We start from the raw sequence: 23,266 nt of genomic DNA, 5'->3' as shown, positions 1-23,266 counted from the left end.
CTCCATGACCGGCCTCAAATCGCTCATCGCCAGCGGCACCAAACTCTGGCTCGACTCCATCGACCCGCAGCTCGTCACGCGGAACCGCGCCCTGGGCGCGACCGGCGCGACGTCCAACCCCATCATCGTCTCGGACATCCTCAAGACCGGGCGATTCGATTCGCAGATGAGCGAGTTCTTCGACAAGGGACTCGACGACGAAGCGGTCGCGTGGGCGATGACCGACAAACTCGTCAAGCAGGCGCAGGACGTCTTCGCCGGGGTCAACAAGGAAACGAACGGCAATGACGGGTACGTGAGCTTCGAGCTCGACCCGCTGCTCGAAGACCGCCAGCTTGGGCCTTCGCACGATGAGCGCGTCAAGCGGTACATCGAGCTGGGCAAGAAGTGGGCCGCCGGTCACACGAACCGCATGATCAAGGTCCCCGCCACCGCCGCCGGGCTCGATGCCATCGGCGAACTCGCCGCCGCGGGGATCACGCTCAACGTCACGCTGATCTTCTCGGAGCGTCAGTACAAGATCGCCCGCGAGAAGGTCTGGGCCGGGGCGCAGCGCCGCAAGGACGGCACGGCCAAGTTCAAGAGCGTGTACTCCATCTTCGTCTCCCGCGTCGACGTGTACACGGAAAAGCATGTGCCTTCGCTCTCCAAGGATGCGCAGGGCCTCGTCGGCATCGTCAATGTCAAGCAGCTCTGGCACCTGAACCAGCAGTTCTGGGCGGATAAGAAGCTGCCCCTCCAGCAGGAGATCATCTTCGCCTCGACCGGCACGAAGAAGCCCGAGGATCCGGCCGACAAGTACGTCGCCGCGCTCGCCGGTTCGGACATTCAGACGAACCCGCCCGCCACGAACGACGCCGTCGAAAAGCTCGGCAAGAGCTACACGAAGCAGGTCGACAAGATGCCGGCCGACGCGATCGTGAAGGAGATCGCCCAGAAGGTCGACGTGGCGAAGATGGAACAGGTGCTCATGGACGAAGGCACCGCCAAGTTCGCCGATCCGCACAAGGCGCTTTTGAAGCTCATCGCCGAGAAGCGCCAGGCGCTGGCGGCGACCTGACCCCCGGAACTTCAAGGCAATGGATATGTTCACCATGGCACGGCCGCCCTCGGCCGTGCTTTTTTTACGGGCTTGCTACCCGCGATTGGGCCCCAGCTTGATTCGCCGCAGCGCGACCGTGAGCATCATCACGCAAAGCAGCGTCACGCAAAACGCATACGGGCGCCACGACACCGTTGCGTCCCATGCCAAAAGTCCCGCCGTCGTCGGCCCCAGCACGAAGCAGCAGCCGGCCAGCGTTTCGGAAATCCCCACGCTGCGAATCTGCGTCGACGCGTCGGCGTTGGCGTAGAACACCATGTGAAACACCGTGCAGCTTTCAGCGACGCCGACAAGCACCAGGCACGCGATCGCCCACCCGAACGTATCGACGAGCGGCAGGGCGACGAAGCCGCTCACGCCCAGCATCATGCTCGCGAGCATGATCCACGGTTCATGCAGCCGATGACGCAGCTTCGCCCACAGCGGCGCCGCCAGCGGCACCGGCGCCCACATGGCCAATAGCCCGATCGCCGTCCGCTGATCGCTCCACCCGTGCGACTTGGCGAGGTAGGGCCAGAGCGTGCTGTACAGACCGCGAATCGAAATGTTCACCGCGAAAAAGCACAGCCAGGCGTTGAGCCGCTGCCGGGCCGTCGAGGTGAACGCCGGCGTCGGATGCATTGGGGCGATCGGCGCCGGGGCGGCACGCTCCAGGATGCACAAGAGCGTGTGCACCAGCATCAACCCCGCCGCGATCGAACCCAAAAGCAGCACCGGCTGCTCGCGGAACCATGTGCCCATGAACGGCCCGAGCGACGCGCCGCTGCCCCAGGCCATGTTGTACAGCGCCACCGACCACGCCAGCGTATGGAACGGCTTGACGTGCGCCATGTTGATCTGAAACGGCACGTAATAGTGCCCGATGCACGCGCCCATCATCGGCGCGATCACCAGGAACGCCCCATACATCGGAAACGCGAACGCCAGCAGCCCGCTGCACACCGCCAAGACAATCGACGCCAGCATCAACCGCGGGGCCGTCGCCGGCGTGACCCACTTGCCGGCGATGAACGCACTCGTCGCATACCCCGCCGCGCCCAGCGATGCGATGAGCATCTGCGCCCGCGGCTCGTACCCCGTCGCCACCGTCTGCATCAGCATCCACATCGGAATGAGCGTCGACACCGCCTCGACGATCAACGGCCCGATGAGCAGCAGAGCCAGCTTGCGAAGTGAAACGCCGCGCCACATGGCGGAAGCCTCGAAGTGGTGAAGTGGTGAAGTGGCGAAGTGGTGAAGTGGTGATGTAAAAAACCCAAAGCCGCGGGCTGAGGTCCGCCGAAGCCCCGGATCGTCTTTCACATCACCACTTCACCAAATCACCATATCGCCACATAAAAAAACGGGCGCCGCTCGTGTCTTCAAGCAGCGCCCGCAAGAGTTCGATGAGTCGTTCGGATCAGCCGGCGATGTCGGTGACGCGGACGCGCAGGAAGCGCTGGCGGTGCCCGTTCTTGCGGCGATAGTTCTTGCGGCGGCGGAACTTGATGATCGTGATCTTGTCGCCGCGGACTTCGGTGAGAACCTCCGCCTTGACCGTCGCGCCGCTGACGTAGGGAGCGCCGATCCGCGGGGCGTCGCCGCCGCCGACGACCAGCACCCGGTCAAAGCTCAGTTCGGTCTGATCTTCGGCAAGGTCCCGCAGGTCGACACGGATGATGTCGCCCTTGCCGACCTTGATCTGGCTGCCACTGTCTTCGATGACTGCGTACATGATGAAGCTCCGCTTTCGAGTCGCGTATGGTAGCAGGGGGGACGGGGACAGGCAAGTGACGAAATGGAAGTCTCCTACCCCCTCTCCCGCCGGGAGAGGGCCGGGGTGAGGGCGGCCCCTGAGTATGGCATGCTCCGTAACGGCGCGATCAGTGATTGAGTCCCCGCGGGCGCCACGGTTCGGGCGCTTCGCCCAAGCCGTGCAATCGACACGAGAATCACGCTTGCCGGCACCCGCACGGCTTGCCGAGCCAAGCCGTGGCACCCGACCGGACGAGAGTGAGGGATGAACGCATCTACCGTGCGGCGCTCCGCGTTACGATATACACAAAAATTCCGGTCCCTGTCGAACCGGCCGTCCTTGCAATATGGGCATGGGCAGTCCTGCAAATTGTACGTGTCGACGAGTGCTCGCGCCCCGCACGACGGACAGGCATCAATCGGCGCACGCGAATCGACCTTGCATGCCTCGCCGCAATTCAGACACAGGTGCGGACTGTCATTGCCAATGCATCGCGCTAGCCGCTCGTGATCCGGATGGTATGCATACTGCTTGGCGCCCTTATCGTCGATGTAGTACGGATTCCCATCCGACCACGCCTCGATCGCCCGGCCGCATCGCGTGCACACAAATCTCTGGCATCCCGCCATGGGCGACTCCTTAAGCCAGTTTCGTAGGGCGGGTCATTGACCCGCGTTTTCTCGGTGTTTTGTGAAGCGACGGCGCGGGTCAATGACCCGCCCAAAGGCGTTGCATATGTTTATCACGCTGCGGCACTCCTTATCGCGCGCCTGATGAACTCATTAACAGCGTCGGCGTGCGTCAATGTGAGCATGTGGCCGGCGTGGGGGAGGATCACATCGGCCTGTGATCGTGACGCGGGGAAGGTACGGTCGCGTTCGCCGTGCAATTGAAAGATCGGGAGGCGCGCGTCACATGGCGAGCGCCACTTCAACAAGGCACGTAAGGCCCAAAGTCTGAACACACGGTCATCATCGGGTGACCGCGCCAGTCGCTGGTAAACGCGCGGTGCGGAAACTGCGGCGGACGTGACGCAAAGTGGCGTGGCGATTCGAAGCACCGGCTCGGCGGTCACGCTCGCCAATGGCCGCAGCAGGCGCAAGCTGTTCGGCAGGCCGCGCGCGTCACGTGTGGAAGCGATCAGTATGCAGGCCCGAGCATCAAGGTGATGGGCGACTTCGAGCGCAACGATGCCGCCGAACGACACGCCCCCGATGATGCAGGGCCGACCGGGATCGACACGCCTCGCCACGCGAGCGGCATATGCCGACAATCCTTCGGTGACGTTCGGTTTGGGCCATTGAGCGATGGACAAGTGGGGGATGGCCTCGGTCTGCGGCTCAAACACGCGCGGATCCCCGCTCAGGCCGGGGAAGAAGATGACAGGCAATTCAGCCATGCGGAGGAATTGTAGGTTCGATTTCAGTTTTGTAGTTGTGTAGGGCAGGATTCATCCTGCCGCCTTCGGAAGACAGGATGAATCGTGCCCGACGGTGACGGGTCGCGGTTGTCACTTTTTCTGCACTTCCGCGGCGATTTGGCGCAGGAGTTCGACCTGCTGTTCGAACAGGGCGAGATTACGTTCGGATATTTCAAGCGAGCGGCGCAGGTGCTCCTGGTACATGGTGGAAGTCGCATTGGCAGTATCGACGGCTCGGGTCGCGCGGCGCTGGGCTCGAATCTGGCCGGCCAATCCGGCGATGATCAAGACGACCAGAATCAGAATAATGCCGAAATACACATAGGGCATCCAACCGATGTCACCATTGTCCAATTGCTGCTGCAACCTTTGAGCCTCCTCGCTGTTGATTTCGTCCGCCAATGCAAAACCGGAAGCGGCGGCGACCAAAAGGAAACTCGACAGAAGCGCGACGATTGATGCGTGTCGCATCGGATACCCTCCGAAAAATGAATGCGCGGCACCCGACTATTTCCCGGCATCGTTTGACTTTTGATCGCCGGAGAAATCCGCGGTCAGAATTCGATTGCCTTCGATTTGGATGCTGATCCAGTTGGCAGCCCATCCGTTGTTATGACGGATCACGATGACGTGGTCGCCGCGCGAGAGGTTCAGGGGCAGCTTGGTTTCGAATTTGTTCTTGGTATCCGCGCCATGGTCGAAGATCTGGCGACCGTCAACATACACTCGGATAGCGCCGTGCTCTGAGGTGCGCAATGCCAGCGCGGCGCGCTGCGCCGCATCGGTGTGGAGATAGATGGCGTAGTAGTTCGTTTCAATGTTCTTGGGGCCGGGGCCTTTGAAAACGCCTTCATTATCCGCCTTGATGACCTTGACGGGATGTTCATGGATTTTTGCGGAAAGGTCCGGCTTCGAGAGAAAGTCCACATACTCGGATTCGATCGCGCCGGCGCCGACGTCCTTGATGACCAGCGCGGGGGGAATGCCGTCGTCACCCAACGGAACCCACGTCACCTTCGGCACGGCGGCGGCATCGGGTTCCGTCGGCGCGGGCGTATCGGCTCCTCCTTCGAGCGCCTTTTTTTCTTCGAGGAGTTTGTTGGCGGATTCAAGGTCGCCGCGCTGGGTCGCCCGCTTGATGGCGTCTTCGTACGCTTTGACCAGTCGGCCTTTTGCATCGGCTTTTGTCTGGGCGCATCGTTGCTCGGCTTTTTGCAATTCGGCATCGGCCTTGGCGACCACCACGTCGTATCCCTGCTTGGCGGTTTCCAACAATCGATCTGTCACGTCAGCCGCAAGAACAATGGAAACGGCCGCAAAAAATGCGATTGCGAGTGCTGTGTGGCGCATTGAGCAACCTTTCAAAGCGATTTGCCCGTTCATTTTTACTGATTCCGGATATGTAAAGGATATCCGCGCGGAAGCAAGCTGCAACCGGCGGCGGAATGTAGCCACGGGTGAAGCGCAGCGCCACCCGTGGACCGCGATGTCCCCAACCCCCGAAACTTCCTCCGCCCCGACGGGGCGGCGGGACGATACGGACGCCGACCACGGGTTCCGCTTCGCCGGCTTGCGTCGGCGGTCGCTTCACCCGTGGCTACATTCCGTCGCCCCTCCGGGGCGGCGAAATGCTCACCCGCGTCTTGCGGCTTCGATGGCGGCGATGTCGATTTTTTGCATGGTCATCATGGCTTCAAAGGCGCGCTGGGCGGCCGCGGGGTCGGGGTCGGTGATGGCGTCGGTGAGGGCGCGGGGGGTGATTTGCCAGGAGAGGCCCCATTTGTCTTTGCACCAGCCGCAGGCGCTTTCCTGTCCCCCGTTTTGGATGAGGGCGTTCCAGTAGCGGTCGGTTTCGGCCTGATCGTCGGTGGCGATCTGGAAGGAGAAGGCCTCGGAGTGTTGGAAGGCGGGCCCGCCGTTGAGGCCGAGGCAGGGGAGGCCCAGGACGGTGAACTCGACGGTGAGGACGTCGCCTTTTTTGCCGGAGGGGTAGTCGCCGGGGGCGCGGTGGACGGCGGTGACGGAGGAGTCGGGGAAGACGGCGGCGTAGAAGCGGGCGGCTTCCTCGGCGTCGCGGTCGTACCAGAGGCAGAGTGTGTTTTTGGGTTTCATGTTTTGTACTCGGAGGGGGGAAAGCGGTTGTGAGTATAACGGCGATCGGGACGAGGGTGCGGCAGATAAGTTCGTGCATGTTTTTTTGGGGGGGGCGTGTTGGGAGATGGCAGAGGTCGGGCGCATGGGGAAGGCACGCATGGCGCACGGGCGGGGCAAATGGCGCACGGGCGCGGCGCGGGGTTGATGTAAGTCTTGAAAAGCTGCGCACGGGGCGCGCAGGGCGCGCCAAGTCGATGCGCGCGCGGCGCGCAGCGGGCGCGGCGGTGCGCGGTGTATTTGGCGCTAAGGTGGGTTCGCGGGGCGATTTGAGCGCGCGGGCGAGGGAGGGGCGGGGCGGGAGTGCGTGCGGACGGGACGATGCGCGCGGGGAATCGGCGCAGGTGGCGGGAAGCGGAAGCCCGCCGCGAGCGGCGTCGCTAAACGGGGAAGCGAAGCTATTTTTGGAGGCCGAGTTTTTGCATGACGGCCTGAAGGTCGAGCCAGACGCGTTCGCGATTTTCGTGGGTGTACTGGCGGAGGAGGTAGGCGGGGTGGAAGGTGGGCATGAGGTCGATGCCGCGGAAGAGGCGCCACTGGCCGCGCTGGCGGGTGATGGCGAGTTTGGGGTCGTTGAGGAGATACTTGGCGCTGGTGCCGCCGAGGGTGACGATGACTTTGGGTTGGATGATTTCGATCTGGCGGACGAGGAAGGGCATCCACCGTGCGGCTTCGTCGGGGGTCGGCACGCGGTTTTCCGGCGGGCGGGTCTTGGCGATGTTGGCGATGTAGACCTCTTCGCGCTGGAGGGTCATGGCGGCGATCTGCTTGTCGAGCAGTTGGCCGGCCCGGCCGACGAAGGGGCGACCGAGTTTGTCTTCGTCGGCGCCGGGGCCTTCGCCGATGAACATCAGCTTCGCTTCCGGGTCACCTTCGCCGAACACGAGGCGCTGCCAGCCATCACGGGGCCAGTTTTTATCGACGAAGTCGGCGAGTTCCTGCTCGAGTGCGGCGAGGGCGTCGATCTTCTGCGGTCGCGTCATGGTGTTGGGCGGGAGGGGGGTTTGGGTGTCGACGTGTAGGGCCATGGGCGAAAGAGCGGGGATGGGGGATGGAGGATCGCGGCGGATGGACCACTTGGGGGCGGAAGGCTCAGGCATGGCCATGCCTGAGCGTTCGGGGGGCGGGGCGGGGGCGGGGTCATCGGGCGTTTCGATCGCGCGGTCGGACATTGGCACGGCGTCGAGGCCGAGCAGGCGATCGATGTCGATCAGTTGGCGGAGTCGGCGGGTATGAGCGGCGGGGTCCATCCGTGTAGAGTGCCAGAGGCGGCGGGGGGATGCAAGCCCCGGAAGATTGGCTGATGAGCCACTTGCCACGCCCCATGACCCATGCTAAACTTCTCGACTTGCCTCCGGGCGGTCCAAATAGCACAAGCGAGTTTCGAGCATGGCCAAGCAGATCACCAAAGAGTTCAAACTTCAGGCCCCCGGCGGTCAGGCGACCCCGGCTCCGCCCATCGGACCGGCCCTCGGTCAGCACGGCGTGAACCCCGGCCAGTTCATTCAGCAGTTCAACGAACGCACCCGCCCGCTCAACGGCAAGGTCGTGACCGTCGTCGTCCGCGTCTATAACGACCGCAGCTTCGACTTCGAGGTCAAGAGCCCGCCCGCCGCGGTCATGATCAAGGACGCTGCCGGCGTTCCCAAGGGTTCGGGCACGCCGAATAAGGAAAAGGTCGGCAAGGTCACCAAGGCGCAGATCGAAGCGATCGCCAAGGAAAAGATGCCCGACATGAATTCGCACACGCTTGAGGCGGCCTGCCGCGTGATCGAAGGCACGGCCAAGAGCATGGGCATCACGGTCGAAGGTTAACGGGTGATGCGGCGAACTGGCCGCGTCACAGATGACAATACGCATCGCCATACCACGGGCCTGACAACAGTGGGAGCTACTTCAAGGAGTACGCGCAATGCCGGTTCGGCACGGAAAACGCTATCGGAACGATGTGAAGAACGTCGTTGAAAACCAGACGCTGCCGCTCCCCGAGGCGGTGGCGAAACTCAAGACTTTCAAAGCCACGAAGTTCGACATGAGCGTCGATCTGTGCGTGCATCTGGGCGTGGACCCCAAGCATGCGGATCAGCTTGTGCGCGGCTCGATCTCGCTGCCGCACGGCACGGGCAAGAGCAAGCGGGTCGTGTGCTTCTGCGGCGCCGACAAGGTCGAAGCGGCCAAGAAGGCCGGGGCGATCGAAGCGGGCGGCGAAGAGCTGGCCAAGCGCGTCGAAGAGGGCTGGATGGATTTCGACGTGGCGGTGGCGAGCCCGGACACGATGCGTTACGTGGGCAAGCTCGGCAAGGTGCTGGGCCCCAAGGGTCTGATGCCTTCGCCCAAGGCCGGGACGGTGACGGCGGACGTGGAGAAGGCGGTTCGCGAATACGCGGCCGGCAAGATCGAGTTCCGCACCGACAAGGGCGGCAACGTGCATGCGCCCGTCGGCAAGTTCTCCTTCTCCGAGCAGCAGATCGCGGAGAACGCGCAGGCGATGCTCGACACGATCGTCCGCATGAAGCCCAGCTCGGTCAAGGGCCAGTACATCAAGAAGATCAGTCTCTCGGGCACGATGACGCCCGGCGTCCTGATCACCAACGTGTCCTGATCTTCTTCACAACAAAGACAACCGCAGCACGCAAAGGTGCACCATGAGCAAACCCGTCAAGAGCATGATCATCGACCTGTACCAGCGTCAGTTCGCTGACCTGGACGGCGCCGTCCTGATCGACATCCGCGGCATCACCGCCAACGACACGCGTCAGCTTCGCTCCTCGTTCGCCAAGAACGACGTGAAGATCACCGTGGTCAAGAACTCGCTGGCCCGCAAGGCGCTGACCGGCACGAGTCTCGAAGCCATCAACGAGCTGATCGAGGGGCCGACGGCCGTGGTGAGCGGCGGCGAGAGCGTCGTGAATGTGGCGCGCGACCTGATCGACTTCGTCAAGAAGATGCCCAATCTTCAGATCAAGGGCGCGGTCATGGAGGGCACGGTGTTCGGCGCCAAGGACGTCGATCGCCTGAGCAAGTTCCCGACCCGCGTCGAGGCCCAGGCCCAGGTCATTCAGGTCATCCTCAGCCCCGCCGGCAACATCATCAGCGCGGCCACCAGCGCCGGCAACAACATCGCTTCGATCCTCAAGACGATCGAAGAGAAACTCGAGAAGGGCGAAGCCGTCACGAAGGTGGCGTAACACACGAACCGAACTTTTCCGGCTGCCCGACTGGTCCGCTTCGGCGGATGAAATGATCGAAGGTCGATCGCCTCTTGGGCAGGGAAACTTTTACTGATTGGAGTCCGAACATGTCCGACACGGCAACATTCGATGCGGCGATCAAGGAGCTCGGCGACAAGATCGCGGGTCTGACCCTCAAGCAGGCGGTCGACCTGAAGGATTACCTCAAGGCCGAGTACGGCCTGGAGCCGGCGGCGGGCGGGGCGGTCATGATGGCCGGTCCGGCGGCAGGCGGCGGCGAAGCGGCGGCCGAAGAGAAGACCGCGTTCGACGTGATCCTCAAGGGCGCCGGCGACAAGAAGATCCAGGTCATCAAGGCCGTCCGCGAAGCGACCGGTCTGGGCCTCAAGGAAGCCAAGGACCTCGTCGATGGCGCTCCCAAGCCCGTCAAGGAAGGGATCACCAAGGACGAAGCCAACGCGCTGGCCGAGAAGATCAAGGAAGCCGGCGGCGAAGTCGAAATCAAGTAACCCTCGCGGGTTACATGAAGGTATCGGGATGCTGCGGGCCGGGGTAGGCCGGTCCGCAGCCCCGTTTACCTTTTTCCGTCGGCTGCGAAATCAGCGCGGAAACTCGGAAAATCCCATCTCGGCTTGCCGAAGGGGATCGCCGGGACTAAACTATGGATTCAACCACGGCTTGGGTTTTGCGGTAGAACCGGATTGGGCTTGGCGGCTATTCCACTACGAACCCAACAATCTGTGCTCGACTCAACACTTGCATGATCGAGGTGATCGATGCGCGTGACGAAAGTGCGCGATTACTCCAAACGCGGCGATGCGCTTCCGATTCCGAACCTCATCGAGGTTCAGCAGGCGGCGTACGAACGGTTCCTCCAGCTTGAGAAAACTTACGACAAGCGCACCAAGGGCATGGGCCTGGAAGCGCTCTTGCGCGAGATTTTCCCCATCGAGTCCTACGACGGCACGATGAAGCTGGAGTATCTCTATTACAAGCTCGACGAGCCGCGCTATACGCCCGACGAGTGCCGCGAGCTTCGGCTGACCTACGGCATGCCGTTCCGCATCGCCGTGCGCCTCATCCGCAAGGACGTGGCCGAGCTGCCCGAAGAAGAGATTTACCTCGGCGAGATTCCGATCCTGATGGGCGGCGGCGAGTTCATCGTCAATGGCGCCGAGCGCGTCATCGTCAATCAGCTTCACCGTTCGCCCGGCGTGGACTTCTCGGTCGCGTCGCTCGAATCGGACCGCCCGCTGCACTCGGCCCGCATCATTCCCGAGCGCGGGTCGTGGATCGAGATCGAGGTGACGAAGAAGGACGTGCTGGCGATGCGCATCGACCAGTCGACCAAGATCGCCGCCACGACCTTCATGCGCGCCATGGACGAGAAGTTCTCGACCACCGCGTCGCTGCTCAAGGCGTTCTACGAAGTCGAGTCCGTCGCCGTCGGCAAGCTCAAGCCCGAGCACTACGCCGCCGCGCCGATCATCGACAAGGAGACCGGCGAGGAACTCGTCGGCGCCGCTCACCAGATCGGCGAAGCGATCGGCAAGGTGCAGGCGTCGAACCTCAAGAATGTCGAGGTCATCTCCAACGCCGCCGACCCTCTGATCCTCAACACGATCGCCGCCGAGCGGACCGATCAGTTCCCCGATCACACCGAATATGAAGCGGCGCTCTTGCGTCTGTACGCCCGTCTGCGCCCCGGCAACCCGCCGCAGGTCGACAAGGCCCGGGCCCTGTTCGCCGAGAAGTTCTACGATGAGAACCGCTACCGCCTGGGCAAGGTCGGCCGGTTCCGCATCAACCGCAAGTTCAACCTGAACATCCCCGAAACCGACATGAAGATCCGCGCTGAGGACTTCATGGCGGTGCTCAAGTACCTGCTGGATCTGCGCTCCAACCGCAACGACGCCCACGTCGACGATATCGACCATCTGGGCAACCGCCGTCTGCGCACGCTTGATGAGCTTGCCGTCGAAGAGATGCGCAAGGGTTTCCTCAAGCTTCGCCGCACGGTGCAGGAGCGCATGAGCGTCAAGGACCCCGATGAGCTTTCCAAGATCGCGGACCTGATCAACTCCAAGGCGATCAGTTCGTCGATCGACTTCTTCTTCGGCCGCGGCGAACTGTCGCAGGTCGTCGACCAGACGAACCCGCTTTCGCAGCTCACGCACGAGCGTCGTCTTTCGGCGCTGGGCCCGGGCGGTCTGAACCGCAAGCGCGCCGGCTTCGAAGTCCGCGACGTGCATATCTCGCACTACGGACGCATCTGCCCGATCGAAACGCCGGAAGGTACGAACATCGGCCTGATCGCGTCGCTGGGCATCTACTCCATGATCGACGAGTACGGCTTCCTGCTCACGCCGTATCAGAAGGTCAAGAGCGGCAAGATCACCGGCGATCACGTCTATCTTCGCGCTGACGAAGAGATGCTCACCATCATGACCCCCAACGACGCGGTCGGCGACGACGGCAAGCTGACGAGCGGTCACTGCCTCGCCCGCATCAAGGGCGAACTGGCCCAGATCGACTCGTCGCAGGTCGAGTACGTCGACATCAGCCCCAAGCAGATCGTCGGCGTGTCGGCGGCGCTGATTCCGTTCCTGGAGCACGACGACGCGAACCGCGCGCTGATGGGTTCGAACATGCAGCGCCAGGCCGTGCCGCTCATCAAGTCTGAGCCGCCGATCGTTTCGACGGGCATGGAAAAGGAAGTGCCCAAGAACTCGGGCATGGTGGTGATCGCCCGCAACGCCGGCACGGTCACGAGCATCGACGCGCAGCACATCGTCATCGACAACGCCGACGAATACGTGCTTCGCAAGTTCGTGGGCCTCAATGAGAAGACCTGTTTGAACCAGCGGCCGATCGTCAAGCTCGGCCAGAAGGTCAAGAAGGGTCAGATCATCGCCGACGGCGCCGCCACTTCGCAGGGCGAACTGGCGCTGGGCAAGAACGTCATGGTCGCGTTCAACACGTTCGACGGCTACAACTTCGAAGACGCGATCGTGATGAACGAAAACCTCGTCAAGAACGACACGTTCACCTCGATCCACATCGAGGAGTTCGACGTCGAAGCCCGCGAGACGAAGCTCGGCCGCGAGGAATTCACGCGTGACATTCCCAACGTGTCGGAAAAGCAGCTTGCGAGTCTCGACGAATACGGCGTGATCCAGATCGGCACGCACGTCAAGCCCGGCGACATCCTCGTGGGCAAGGTTTCGCCCAAGTCCAAGAGCGAACTGACGCCGGAAGAGAAGCTGCTGCACGCCATCTTCGGCCGGGCCGGCGAAGATGTGAAGAACGATTCGCTGGAAGTGCCGGCGGGGACGGAAGGCGTGGTCATCGCGGCCAAGCGCTTCAGCCGCCGCATGCACATGAGCGACGATCAGAAGAAGCAGCTCAAGAAGGAAATGCGTGACTACGAGAAGGGCCAGCACGGCAAGGCCATCACGCTGTTCCGTCAGATGGTGGATCAGATCAACGAAGTCACCGGCACGCCGATGGTCGACCCGTCGACGCGTCAGAAGGTCGGCGCTTCGGAAATCGACGAGGTCATTCTCGAGCAGATCGAGAACTTCAAGACCAAGTGGATCAAGGGCTCCAAGACGGCTCAGCAGCAGGCGGAGCAGATTCACGGCCAGTTCTGGCCGCGCATCGCCGCCGTGCTTGCCGAGAAGGAGCGCAAGCTCGCTCACATGAAGCGCGGCGACGAGCTGCCTTCGGGCGTGCTGGAGATGGTCAAGGTCTACCTGTGCACCAAGCGTCAGCTCTCGGTCGGCGACAAGATGGCCGGTCGTCACGGCAACAAGGGCGTCATCGCCCGCATCGTGCCGCAGGAGGACATGCCGTTCCTCGAGGACGGCCGCCCGGTCGAAGTGCTGCTCAATCCGCTGGGCGTGCCTTCGCGCATGAACGTGGGGCAGATTCTCGAGACGCACCTGGGCTGGGCCGCCGCGGTGCTGGGCTTCCAGGCCGTCACGCCCGTCTTCGACGGCGCGACGGAAGACGAAGTCCACAGCGCGATCGCCGAAGCCAACGACCATGTGCGCAGCCGCATCAAGGAATGTGCGGACACGCATACGCCTTGCCCGTCCGACGAGAACCAGACCGTCATGCCGCCCGGCGGTAAGGTCCAGCTCTACGACGGCCGCACCGGCGAACCGTTCGATCAGCGCACGACCGTGGGCTACATGTATCTGGTCAAGCTACATCACCTGGTGGATGACAAGATCCACGCCCGCGCGACCGGCCCGTACTCGCTCATCACGCAGCAGCCCCTCGGCGGCAAGGCCCGCACGGGCGGCCAGCGGTTTGGTGAGATGGAAGTGTGGGCGCTGGAAGCGTACGGCGCGGCGTACATCCTGCAGGAACTGCTCACCGTCAAGTCCGACGACGTCGAAGGTCGCACCAAGATCTACGAGTCGATGGTCAAGGGCACCAACAAGCTCGAAGCGGGCATGCCCGTCGCCTTCGACGTGCTCTGCAACGAAATCCGCGGCCTGGGCCTGAACATCACGCTCGAGAAGAAGCAGCTCGAAGGCGGGTCACTGCTCTGAATGAGCGACCGCCGCGTGTGCTGAGCGTGGTTAGACAAGAGACGATGCCTCCCAACAGGAGCGTGTATCCATATGGCTGAGAATCTTTACGATCGGATTAACGACTACGGCTCCGTCAAGATCACCTTGGCGAGCCCTAATGACATTCGCTCCTGGAGCTTCGGTGAAGTCAAGAAGCCCGAGACGATCAACTACCGCACATATCGCCCTGAGAAGGACGGCTTGTTCTGCGAGCGCATCTTCGGGCCCGAGCGCGACTACGAATGCGCCTGCGGCAAGTACAAGGGCACGAAGTTCAAGGGCATCATCTGCGATCGCTGCGGCGTGAAGGTGACCCATTCGCGCGTCCGCCGCAAGCGGATGGGCCACATCAACATCGCCGCCCCGACCGTGCACATCTGGTTCTTCAAGGCCATGCCCAGCCGCCTGGGCAACCTGCTGGCGATGAAGACCGGCGACCTCGAGAAGGTCATCTACTTCCAGGACTACGTCGTCATCGATCCGGGCGACACCCCGCTCAAGACCAAGCAGATGCTCACCGAAGACGAGTATCGCGAGGCCGTGGGCAAGTATGGTTCAACGAGCTTCGACGCCCGCATGGGCGCCGAGGCGGTCAAGGAGCTGCTCTCGCGCCTCGATCTGGCGGCGCTGGCGGCGGAACTCCGCCTCGAACTGGACACGACCCGGTCCAAGCTCAAGGTCAAGGACCTGTCCAAGCGTCTGAAGATCGTCGATCAGATTCGCAGCTCGGAAAACAATCCCGAGTGGATGGTCATGGATGTCGTGCCGGTGATTCCGCCGGACCTGCGTCCCCTGGTGCTGCTCGAGTCGGGCAATTTCGCCACCAGCGACCTGAACGCCCTGTACCGCCGCATCATCACCCGCAACAACCGTCTCAAGGAGCTGATGGACCTCAACGCGCCCGAGGTCATCATTCGCAACGAAAAGCGCATGCTTCAGCAGGCCGTCGACGCGCTGTTCGACAACGGCCGCTGCCGCCGCCCGGTGCTCGGATCGTCCAACCGTCCGCTCAAGTCGCTGACCGACATGATCAAAGGCAAGCAGGGCCGCTTCCGCGAAAACCTGCTGGGCAAGCGCGTCGACTACTCGGCCCGCTCCGTGATCGTCGTCGGCCCCGAACTGAAGCTGCATCAGTGCGGTCTTCCCAAGAAGATCGCGCTGGAGCTCTATCAGCCGTTCATCATCCGCAAGCTCAAGGAGCATGGCCTCGCTGACACGATCAAGTCGGCCAAGCGCATGCTCGAGCGCAAGGACGAGGAAGTCTGGGACGTGCTCGAAGAGGTGATCTACCAGCACCCCGTCATGCTCAATCGCGCTCCGACGCTGCACCGCATGGGCATTCAGGCCTTCGAGCCGGTGCTCGTCGAAGGCAACGCCATCAAGATTCACCCGCTCGTCTGCACGGGCTTCAACGCCGACTTCGACGGCGACCAGATGGCCGTCCACCTGCCGCTGTCGATCGAAGCGCAGACCGAAGCGCATGTGCTGATGCTTTCGACGCACAACATCTTTTCGCCGGCCAACGGCAATCCGATCATTTCGCCGTCGCAGGATATCGTCATGGGCGTGTACTACCTGACGGTGGTGCCGCCGCGCGATGTCGTCGAGAACGCGCCCAAGCCGCCTCGCTTCCGCGATGCGTCTGAAGCGTTCCTCGCCTACGACCTCAAGAAGATCACGATCCACGACCCGATCGAAGTGCGCTTCCCCAAGGGGCGGTACGCGGAAATCGTCAGCGGGCAGAAGGACAACCCGCAGCCGTTCCCGGCCAACGGTCGTGTCGTCACCTCCGTCGGCCGCCTGATCTTCAATGATCAGTGCCCGCCGCAGATGCCTTACTACAACTGCGCTCTTGGCAAGAAGGGCTGCGCCCGCGTCATCGACGACGTGTTCGCCTACAACGGCAAGCCCGCCACGATCGACTTCCTGGACGCCATGAAGCAGGTCGGGTTCAAGCACTCGACGCTCGCCGGTCTGTCCTTCGCCGTGACCGATCTGCGCATCCCCGCCAAGAAGCACGCCATCATCAACGCGGCGCAGAAGAAGGTCGACCGCGTCGAGAAGGCCTTCGACGCCGGTGCGCTGACCGAGCGTGAACGCTACAACCAGTTGCTCGACATCTGGGCGCACTGCCGCGAAGAAGTCACCAAAGAACTCGTCGGCGAACTGAAAAACGATCGCCGCGATCCGGACGGCAAGCTCGTCCCGATCGAATCCAAGGAAGGCAAGCCGTATCTGAACCCGGTGTACCTGATGAGCGACTCGGGCGCCCGCGGTAACATCAGCCAGATGCAGCAGCTCGCCGGCATGCGCGGTCTTATGTCCAAGCCGTCGGGCGAAATCATCGAAACGCCCATCCGAGCCAACTTCCGTGAAGGCCTCAACGTGCTCGAGTACTTCTCCTCGACGCACGGCGCCCGCAAGGGTCTGGCCGACACCGCGCTCAAGACCGCCGACTCCGGCTACCTGACCCGCAAGCTCGCCGACGTCGCTCAGAACGTCATCATCAACGAGCGCGACTGCGGCACCGCGGCCGGCATCTCCAAGCATGCGACCTACAAGGGCGAGGAAATCGACGTGCCCCTGCGCGAGTCGATCATCGGCCGCATCGCCCGCGAGACGATCCGCAATCCGATCACCGATCAACTGATCGTGCAGGAAAACGAGATCATCACCGAAGACGCCGCCCTGAAGGTCGAAGACCTGGGCATCGACAGCGTGATGGTCCGCAGCCCGCTGACCTGCGAAAGCACGCTGGGCATCTGTGCCAAGTGCTACGGCCAGGACCTCTCGACGGGCCACCTCGTCGAAGAAGGTATGGCCGTCGGCATCATCGCCGCTCAGTCCATCGGCGAGCCCGGCACGCAGCTCACCATGCGTACGTTCCACACCGGCGGCGTGGCGACGCGTCGTCTGCTCGAGAACGCCATCCAGTCGATGCACGCCGGTACGATCCAGTTGCGCGACTGTAATGAAGTGCCGACCGTGGACGAAAACGGCAAGGCGATCCTGAGCGCCCTGAAGCGCAACGGTGAAATCGCCGTGCTCGATCCGAAGGGCCGCGAGCTTGAGCACTACAAGGTGCCGTACGGTGCGTCGATTCTGGTCAAGCCCGGCGACACGGTGAAGAAGGCCCAGGAGCTGGTCGTCTGGGACCCGCACCGCACGCCGATTCTCGCCGAGAAGGCCGGTAGCGTCCGCTTCGAGGACATCATCGTCGGCGAAACCGTCCGAGCCGAGAAGGATTCGTCAACGCGTGGCGCCGGCGCCGCCGAACTGCTCGTGGTCATCGAACACAAGGGCGAGCGCCATCCGCGCATCGTCATCGACGGCCCCGACGGCAAGATCCTCGACTTCCATTACCTGCCCGCCAAGGCGCGTATCGAAGTGACCGAAGGTCAGAAAATCGACGCCGGTCACATGCTCGCCCGCCAGCCGCGCGAAGTGGCCGGGTCGGCCGACATCGTCGGCGGTCTGCCCCGCGTCACCGAGCTCTTCGAGGCCCGCAAGCCCAAGGAGCCGGCGGTCATGGCCGAAATCTCCGGCACCGTCGAGCTTCGCTCCGACAAGCGCCGCGGCAAGATGACCATCATCATCAAGTCCGAAACGCTCGAGAAGGAGCACCACGTCCCGCAGGATCGTCACCTGCTCGTGCACACAGGCGACTACGTCACCGCAGGCGATCCGCTCATCGACGGCCCGCTGATCCCGCACGACATTCTTCGCATCAAGGGCGAAGAAGCGCTCTACAACTATCTGCTCGAAGAGGTGCAGAATGTGTACCGCGCTCAGGGCGTGCCCATCAACGACAAGCACATCGAAGTCATCGTCACGCAGATGCTCCGCAAGGTCCGCGTGGAGACGCCCGGCGATACGGACCTGCTGCCGTTCGACGTGGTGGACAAGTTCCGCTTCCGTGCGGCGAACAATGTGCTGGCCAAGGCCGTGAAAATCTCCGAACCCGGCGGCACGAATCTGCCCGTCGGCGCGATTGTCGAAAAGGCCGAGGTCAAGGAAGCCAACGCCCGTGCCGAAGCCGACGGCAAGGAGCCGGCCAAGGCCAAGCGCCCGCGTCCGGCGACCGCCCGCACGCTGCTCCTTGGCATCACCAAGGCCTCGCTCCAGTCTGAATCGTGGCTCTCCGGTGCATCGTTCCAGGAGACCACCAAGGTGCTCACCGAAGCCGCCCTCGCCGGCCGCCGCGACGAGCTCATCGGCCTCAAGGAAAACGTCCTCCTCGGACACCTCATCCCCGCCGGCACCGGCTTCAAGCCCTACGCCCAGCTCCAGCTTCTCAAGAAGGGCGAGCCCATCGCCCAGCCCCAGCAGACGGAGCAGCAGATCATCGCCGAAGCGACCCGCGCCGCCGAGGCCGCTGGCGCCGAGATGCCCAGCATCGAGGAACTCGAAGCCACCAGCCCGATTCCCCCCGTCGTCGAGCCCACCGAGTAACCACCGCTCGCCGACAACAGATGTAAACCCCCGAAGCCCACGGCCTCACGCCGTGGGCTTTTTCATGTATGCATCTTCATCCCCGACACCCGGCTGCGTCCATGATTGCGGCGGTCTTCATGTACGCTTCCTCGACCCATTCGACGATGCGCTGCGGCTGCGGGCTGTATTCGAGTTCGATGCTGATCGTCTTGTCGTAGCCCGCCGCTTTGAGAGCGCGGACGTAGTCGATGAGCGGGACGACGCCTCGGCCGGGGGGCAGATCGCCGTGCACTTTGCCGTCGCAGTCGGATAGATGCACATGTTCAATGCGCGGTCCGAGCCGGGCGATCTGATCCGGGCCGATGCCCATCAGGTAAAGATGCGACAGATCGCAGTTCGCTTCGACGACCCCCGGAAGATTCACGTCGGCGAGAAACTTGAGCATCGTGTCGACCGTGTTGATCAGCGAAGCACGGAAGGGTTCGAGTTCGATGACGATCTGCACGCCGCGCGTTTTGGCATAATCCCCGAGCAATGTCGTGTTTTCGACGGCCCACCGCCATTGCTCGGCCGGCGGAATCACTTCCTGCTGCCAGATGTATTCGCCGAGCACCAGGAGCAGATTGCGCGCCTGAAATTCGGCGCACAAGTCGATGAACGCGCGGCAGCGGTCCAGATGAAATCGCTGCACGGAGGGATTGAGATCGATGAGCCCCAGCGCGACGCAGCAGATGCTGCGGATGGGCAGGCCCAGGCGCTTCGCCGCCGTCGGAATCAATTGTCGTTCAGCAGTGTCGATGTCGAGCGGATCGGTGAAGATGTCGACGGTGTCGAATCCGAGCCGCGCGATCTGTTCGAGGCCGAACTCGGTGCCTTTGCCGGCCTGCGCGAAGGCGGAATTGATGATGCCCAGTTCCATGAAAGCTCCTTAACGTGTGATCTCCTTGAGCGCCACCGCGCGATGTTTCTCGGCGGAGCGATAGGCCGCTTCGACGAGCGCCATGGTGTTGAGGTTGTCGTCGCCGCTGATCGTCGGCGGGCGTTGTTCCTCCATCGCGCACATCAGCTCCGCCATCGGGCCCACGAAGGCGTCGGGGAACCAGACCTTGCGCCAGCGCGGCTTGTGCCATTTGCCGGAGCGCGTCGTCGTGAAGTCGATCGTGCTGGGCGTCGGCTTGGGGTAGTCGGGCCAGCCGATCGTCCCGCGGGCCATGCCTTGCGTGCCTTCGACGCGCCAGCGGATGCCGATGTCGGGCGCCCCGCCCTCGCGCGCCGGACCGGCCCAGACGTCGTCTATGCCCACCGCCCGCAGGCCGCGTTCGTATTCGAGTATGTACGTGCAGATGCCGTCGGTGTGATCGAAGCTGGTGCGCGGGTCGGGGCGCGTACTGGCGTAGAGGCGCACGGGGTCGCCGAACCAGTAGCGGAACGTGTCCATATGATGAATCGACATCACGCGCAGCGTCAGCCAGCCCTGTCGCTTCTGCCACGGCATCCAGTGCGGAATCGCCCGCATCTCGATCGTCGCGAACACCGGCTCGCCCAGGTCGCCGCGATCCAGAAGCTGCTTGCACGCCCGCACCGATTGGTCCCATCGCATGTTCTGATTCACCGCCAGCGTGATCCCGGCGTCGCGGCACATGGCGACGAGACGCTTCGCCTGCGCGTAGTCGATGCCGAGCGGCTTCTGCGCGAGGATGCCTTTGATGTGATTGCCATGCTGCACGGCGTCGCGAATGACACCGTACTGCACATCCGGCGGCACCGCGATGTCGAGCACGGCGACGCGCTCGTCATCGAGCAGACGGCGGTAATGACGATACACGGTGGTGACCTGATGGCGCTCGGCGACGAGGCGGGCGTTGGAGAGTTTGCGCGACGTGATGGCGACGGGGTTGAGCCCGGCGTTGCGATAGGCGACGAGCTGACAGTCGGCCATGATGAACCCGCTGCCGACGCACCCGATGCCGACGTCGCGCCGCTGGGGCAGACGGGGGTGATAATCGAGTTGGTCGGCTTCAGGGCGGGGGCTCATCCGTGCTTGTCACCGGAGCCGGCGGCGAGCCGTGCGGCGCTGCTGCGGGCGGTGTTGGAGAGCCAGCCGGGGTCATCGCCGTCGCCGAAGCGCTTCGTGCCGGCCTTGAGCACCATGTTGTCATCGACCTTCGACAGCGGCGTGTAGTTGGGATGTTTGCCGGGCGCGTACGGATCGTTGTGCTTTGAGTTGTAGCAGCAGATCATCGACCAGCGCGGATTGTCGGAGCGGTTCTGATCGCTGCGATGGAGCGTATTGGCATGGAAGAAGAGCGCATCGCCGGGCTCCATCAGGCAGTGGACCAGTTCCAGATGTTTGCGAGCGGCTTCGACGCGATCGGGGTCGGCCCCGCTCTGTTGACCGGTAAGCACATGGTCGATGCGGCCGAGGCGATGCGATCCGCGGAGGACTTGCAGGCAGCCGTTTTCCTTGGTGGAGGGATCGACGGCGATGAAGACGCTCAAGAGATCGGGGCACAGCACGCAGTCCTTGTACCAGTAGCCGTAGTCCTGATGCCACGCCCAGGCGCCGCCGATCTTGGCGTCCTTCATGATCATCTTCGAGTGATAGTGATACACCTCGTCATCAAGAAGTTGCTCAGCGCGTTCGACGACGCGCCGGCAGCGCGCGATCATGCCGTAGATGCCTTCGCCCGGATGGTTCCAGAGCGACAGCCGCACGGTCCCGCCTTCGCCGTCAGCCCGGCCCAGCGCGTGTTCATCCATCGCGCGATCCTCCTTCGCTGCCCGGCGGAGCAGATCGATCTCCTCGGGCGTGAACAGACCGCGTTCCATGTGATACCCGTCCGCTTGCCATTGACTGACCTGCGCATCGCTCAGAAGTTTCGTCGGCATGATGGGGGCTCCAGAATTGTGCCTCGATGCACTATTACCATAGCGATCGATCGCCGCGAATGCTTGTAGCATCCGATTCGAAATTAGTACGAATTCACCATAGGCCTTCGGCACGCCCGGCGGCGGGGCGTATGGCGTAAACGACGTGCGGCTTGCCGCTGGTCGCTTGGATCGTCTGCTTTTCGAGCGTCATTCCGACCTTCTCAGCGACGCGGCGCGACGGCAGATTGTCGGGCCCCATCCATGACACCAGCCGGCGAAGCCCCAGCGTGGTGAACCCGTAATCGCGAGCCCCGGCGGCGGCCTCGGTGGCGTAGCCCTGACGCCAGAAGGCCGGGAGCATCTGGTAGCCGATTTCGTGTTCGCCGACGCCGTCGATGAACTGAATGGTGATGCCGCACACGCCGACGAATTGCCGATCGTCACGACGCTGCGCCACCCAAAGCCCCACGCCGTCGCGCTCATAGCGGCGGAGATTCTTCGCGGTCCACTCGTCCGCTTCGTCCCGCGTGTAAACCCTCGGATAAAAACGCATCGCCTGCGCATCACTGAGAATGCCATGCCAGAGCGCAGCGTCGTCGGGCGTCATCTGCCGCAGCAGAAGGCGCTGGGTTTCATAGATGATGCGCGTTTGGGGCATGACGCTTTGGACCCGCAACAGTTGCTCATCGTACGCGTTCCTGTTTGGGTTCGCGGCTCATGAGGCGGGCGATGCCGTCGATGGGGTCCAGACCTTCGAAGAGCACATCGTTCACCGCGGCGGTGATGGGCATTTCGACGCGAAATTTCTCGGCGAGTTTCATCACGGCGCGCGTCGTCGGCACGCCTTCGACGACGCCTTGAATGCGCTCCAGCACGGTGTCGAGCTTCATGCCTTTGCCGAGCATTTCGCCGGCGGTGCGGTTGCGGCCTTCGGGGCAGAAGCACGTCGTCGCCAGATCGCCGACGCCGGCGATGCCGAAAAACGTATCGGAGCGGGCGCCCATCGCCGCGCCGAGTCGGGCGATCTCGGCGAGTCCGCGGGAAAGCAGGGCGCTCTTGGCGTTGTAACCGGCGGCGAGGCCGTCGAGAATCCCGGCGGCGATGGCGATGACGTTCTTCGTCGCACCGGCCAGCTCGACGCCGAGCAGATCGGGATTGGTGTACACGCGGAACCACTGCGTGGTGAAAAGCTCCTGCAATGCGAGAATGAACGACTCGTCATCGCCGGCGATGCAGACCGTGGCGGGCAGACACCGGGACAGCTCGCGCGCGATCGACGGGCCGGACAAGGCGGCGAGCGGGCGCGGCGGGCCATCGGGGTTGTCGGTCAGCACATCGGTGAGAATCTGCGTGGGGCGGAGCATGGTTTCGGTTTCGATGCCCTTGGCGACCGAGACGATGCCGACGGAAGGGGGGGTGTGCGGGCGGATGCGCTGCCAGACGGAACGGATGTACTGAGTCGGAATCGCCGAGACGATCAGTTCGGTGCGATGGACCGCTTCGTCATCGTCGGCGGTCAGATGCAGCGACTCGGGCAGATGCGACCCGGGCAGGTAGCGTTCATTGGTGCGGGTCTGCACCATCTGATGCACATGCTCGGCGAACGGGCCCCACATGGTCACGCGCTTGCCTTTGGAGGCCAAAAGCATGGCGCAAACGGTGGCCATCGCGCCGTCGCCCAGAACTGTGATTCGATCGAAGCTCATGCCGACTCCTACAGGAAGGAAGCAGGCCGCAAGCGGCCTCGCTAAACATTAGAACCCAACCGCGGCGGCGTGC

Annotated in this window: 19 protein-coding genes; 7 read left to right on the top strand and 12 right to left on the bottom strand. The window is 63.1% G+C overall.

All coding sequences use genetic code 11. The features are described from left to right. Positions 1-4 precede the first annotated feature (4 nt). Positions 5-1,060, top strand: coding sequence for a transaldolase (locus GC162_06060; protein ID MBI1368202.1), 1,056 nt, complete (start codon positions 5-7; stop codon positions 1,058-1,060). Between the two features lie 75 nt (positions 1,061-1,135). Here GC162_06060 and GC162_06055 read toward each other — a convergent pair whose 3' ends face one another. The 7 genes from GC162_06055 to GC162_06025 form a co-directional block, all read right to left on the bottom strand. Continuing rightward, on the bottom strand, positions 1,136-2,293 hold the full coding sequence (locus GC162_06055) for an MFS transporter (protein MBI1368201.1): 1,158 nt from the start codon (positions 2,291-2,293) through the stop codon (positions 1,136-1,138). A gap of 208 nt (positions 2,294-2,501) precedes the next feature. Then, complete coding sequence (gene rplU / locus GC162_06050; protein ID MBI1368200.1) at positions 2,502-2,819, bottom strand: 50S ribosomal protein L21; 318 nt, start codon at positions 2,817-2,819, stop codon at positions 2,502-2,504. A gap of 760 nt (positions 2,820-3,579) precedes the next feature. Further along, the gene (locus GC162_06045; protein MBI1368199.1) at positions 3,580-4,236 is read right to left on the bottom strand and encodes an alpha/beta fold hydrolase; all 657 of its coding nucleotides are present in this window, start codon (positions 4,234-4,236) and stop codon (positions 3,580-3,582) included. A 111-nt stretch (positions 4,237-4,347) separates the two neighbouring features. Beyond that, the gene (locus GC162_06040) at positions 4,348-4,728 is read right to left on the bottom strand and encodes a hypothetical protein (GenBank protein MBI1368198.1); all 381 of its coding nucleotides are present in this window, start codon (positions 4,726-4,728) and stop codon (positions 4,348-4,350) included. Between the two features lie 36 nt (positions 4,729-4,764). Further along, positions 4,765-5,712: a hypothetical protein gene (locus GC162_06035; GenBank protein MBI1368197.1), complete on the bottom strand. Its 948-nt coding sequence runs from the start codon at positions 5,710-5,712 to the stop codon at positions 4,765-4,767. Positions 5,713-5,889: 177 nt separating this feature from the next. Continuing rightward, positions 5,890-6,369: a VOC family protein gene (locus GC162_06030; protein ID MBI1368196.1), complete on the bottom strand. Its 480-nt coding sequence runs from the start codon at positions 6,367-6,369 to the stop codon at positions 5,890-5,892. A gap of 437 nt (positions 6,370-6,806) precedes the next feature. Continuing rightward, positions 6,807-7,436 carry a uracil-DNA glycosylase gene (locus GC162_06025; GenBank protein ID MBI1368195.1) on the bottom strand — a complete coding sequence of 210 codons (630 nt, stop codon included), beginning with the start codon at positions 7,434-7,436 and terminating at the stop codon, positions 6,807-6,809. Between the two features lie 361 nt (positions 7,437-7,797). Here GC162_06025 and rplK point away from each other — a divergent pair, with 361 nt between their 5' ends. From rplK to rpoC, 6 genes are all read left to right on the top strand, one after another. Beyond that, positions 7,798-8,223 (top strand): 50S ribosomal protein L11, encoded by a 426-nt coding sequence (gene rplK, locus GC162_06020; GenBank protein MBI1368194.1) that lies wholly within the window; start codon positions 7,798-7,800, stop codon positions 8,221-8,223. 97 nt (positions 8,224-8,320) lie between these two features. After that, positions 8,321-9,010 carry a 50S ribosomal protein L1 gene (locus tag GC162_06015; protein ID MBI1368193.1) on the top strand — a complete coding sequence of 230 codons (690 nt, stop codon included), beginning with the start codon at positions 8,321-8,323 and terminating at the stop codon, positions 9,008-9,010. A gap of 43 nt (positions 9,011-9,053) precedes the next feature. Beyond that, positions 9,054-9,596: a 50S ribosomal protein L10 gene (rplJ, locus tag GC162_06010; GenBank protein ID MBI1368192.1), complete on the top strand. Its 543-nt coding sequence runs from the start codon at positions 9,054-9,056 to the stop codon at positions 9,594-9,596. 110 nt (positions 9,597-9,706) lie between these two features. After that, entirely contained in the window at positions 9,707-10,108 is a 402-nt protein-coding gene (locus GC162_06005) for a 50S ribosomal protein L7/L12 (protein MBI1368191.1), read from the top strand. A 267-nt stretch (positions 10,109-10,375) separates the two neighbouring features. Continuing rightward, positions 10,376-14,161 (top strand): DNA-directed RNA polymerase subunit beta, encoded by a 3,786-nt coding sequence (gene rpoB, locus GC162_06000; protein ID MBI1368190.1) that lies wholly within the window; start codon positions 10,376-10,378, stop codon positions 14,159-14,161. Between the two features lie 72 nt (positions 14,162-14,233). Next, on the top strand, positions 14,234-18,634 hold the full coding sequence (gene rpoC / locus GC162_05995; protein ID MBI1368189.1) for a DNA-directed RNA polymerase subunit beta': 4,401 nt from the start codon (positions 14,234-14,236) through the stop codon (positions 18,632-18,634). Positions 18,635-18,710: 76 nt separating this feature from the next. On the opposite strand, the gene GC162_05990 is transcribed toward rpoC, so the two are convergent. The 5 genes from GC162_05990 to GC162_05970 form a co-directional block, all read right to left on the bottom strand. Further along, entirely contained in the window at positions 18,711-19,535 is an 825-nt protein-coding gene (locus GC162_05990) for a TIM barrel protein (protein ID MBI1368188.1), read from the bottom strand. Between the two features lie 9 nt (positions 19,536-19,544). After that, positions 19,545-20,651 carry a gfo/Idh/MocA family oxidoreductase gene (locus GC162_05985; GenBank protein ID MBI1368187.1) on the bottom strand — a complete coding sequence of 369 codons (1,107 nt, stop codon included), beginning with the start codon at positions 20,649-20,651 and terminating at the stop codon, positions 19,545-19,547. After that, a complete protein-coding gene (locus tag GC162_05980; protein ID MBI1368186.1) occupies positions 20,648-21,505 on the bottom strand; it encodes a phytanoyl-CoA dioxygenase family protein in 858 nt (285 codons plus the stop codon). Before GC162_05980 ends, GC162_05985 begins: the two co-directional genes overlap by 4 nt. Positions 21,506-21,599: 94 nt before the next feature. Beyond that, on the bottom strand, positions 21,600-22,145 hold the full coding sequence (locus GC162_05975; protein ID MBI1368185.1) for a GNAT family N-acetyltransferase: 546 nt from the start codon (positions 22,143-22,145) through the stop codon (positions 21,600-21,602). A gap of 25 nt (positions 22,146-22,170) precedes the next feature. Then, positions 22,171-23,193 carry an NAD(P)H-dependent glycerol-3-phosphate dehydrogenase gene (locus GC162_05970; GenBank protein ID MBI1368184.1) on the bottom strand — a complete coding sequence of 341 codons (1,023 nt, stop codon included), beginning with the start codon at positions 23,191-23,193 and terminating at the stop codon, positions 22,171-22,173. Positions 23,194-23,266 lie beyond the last annotated feature (73 nt).

The sequence above is a fragment of the Planctomycetota bacterium genome (assembly GCA_016125255.1).
Lineage (GTDB): Bacteria > Planctomycetota > Phycisphaerae > Phycisphaerales > Zrk34 > RI-421.
This window is presented reverse-complemented; position numbering and strand designations above follow the sequence as displayed.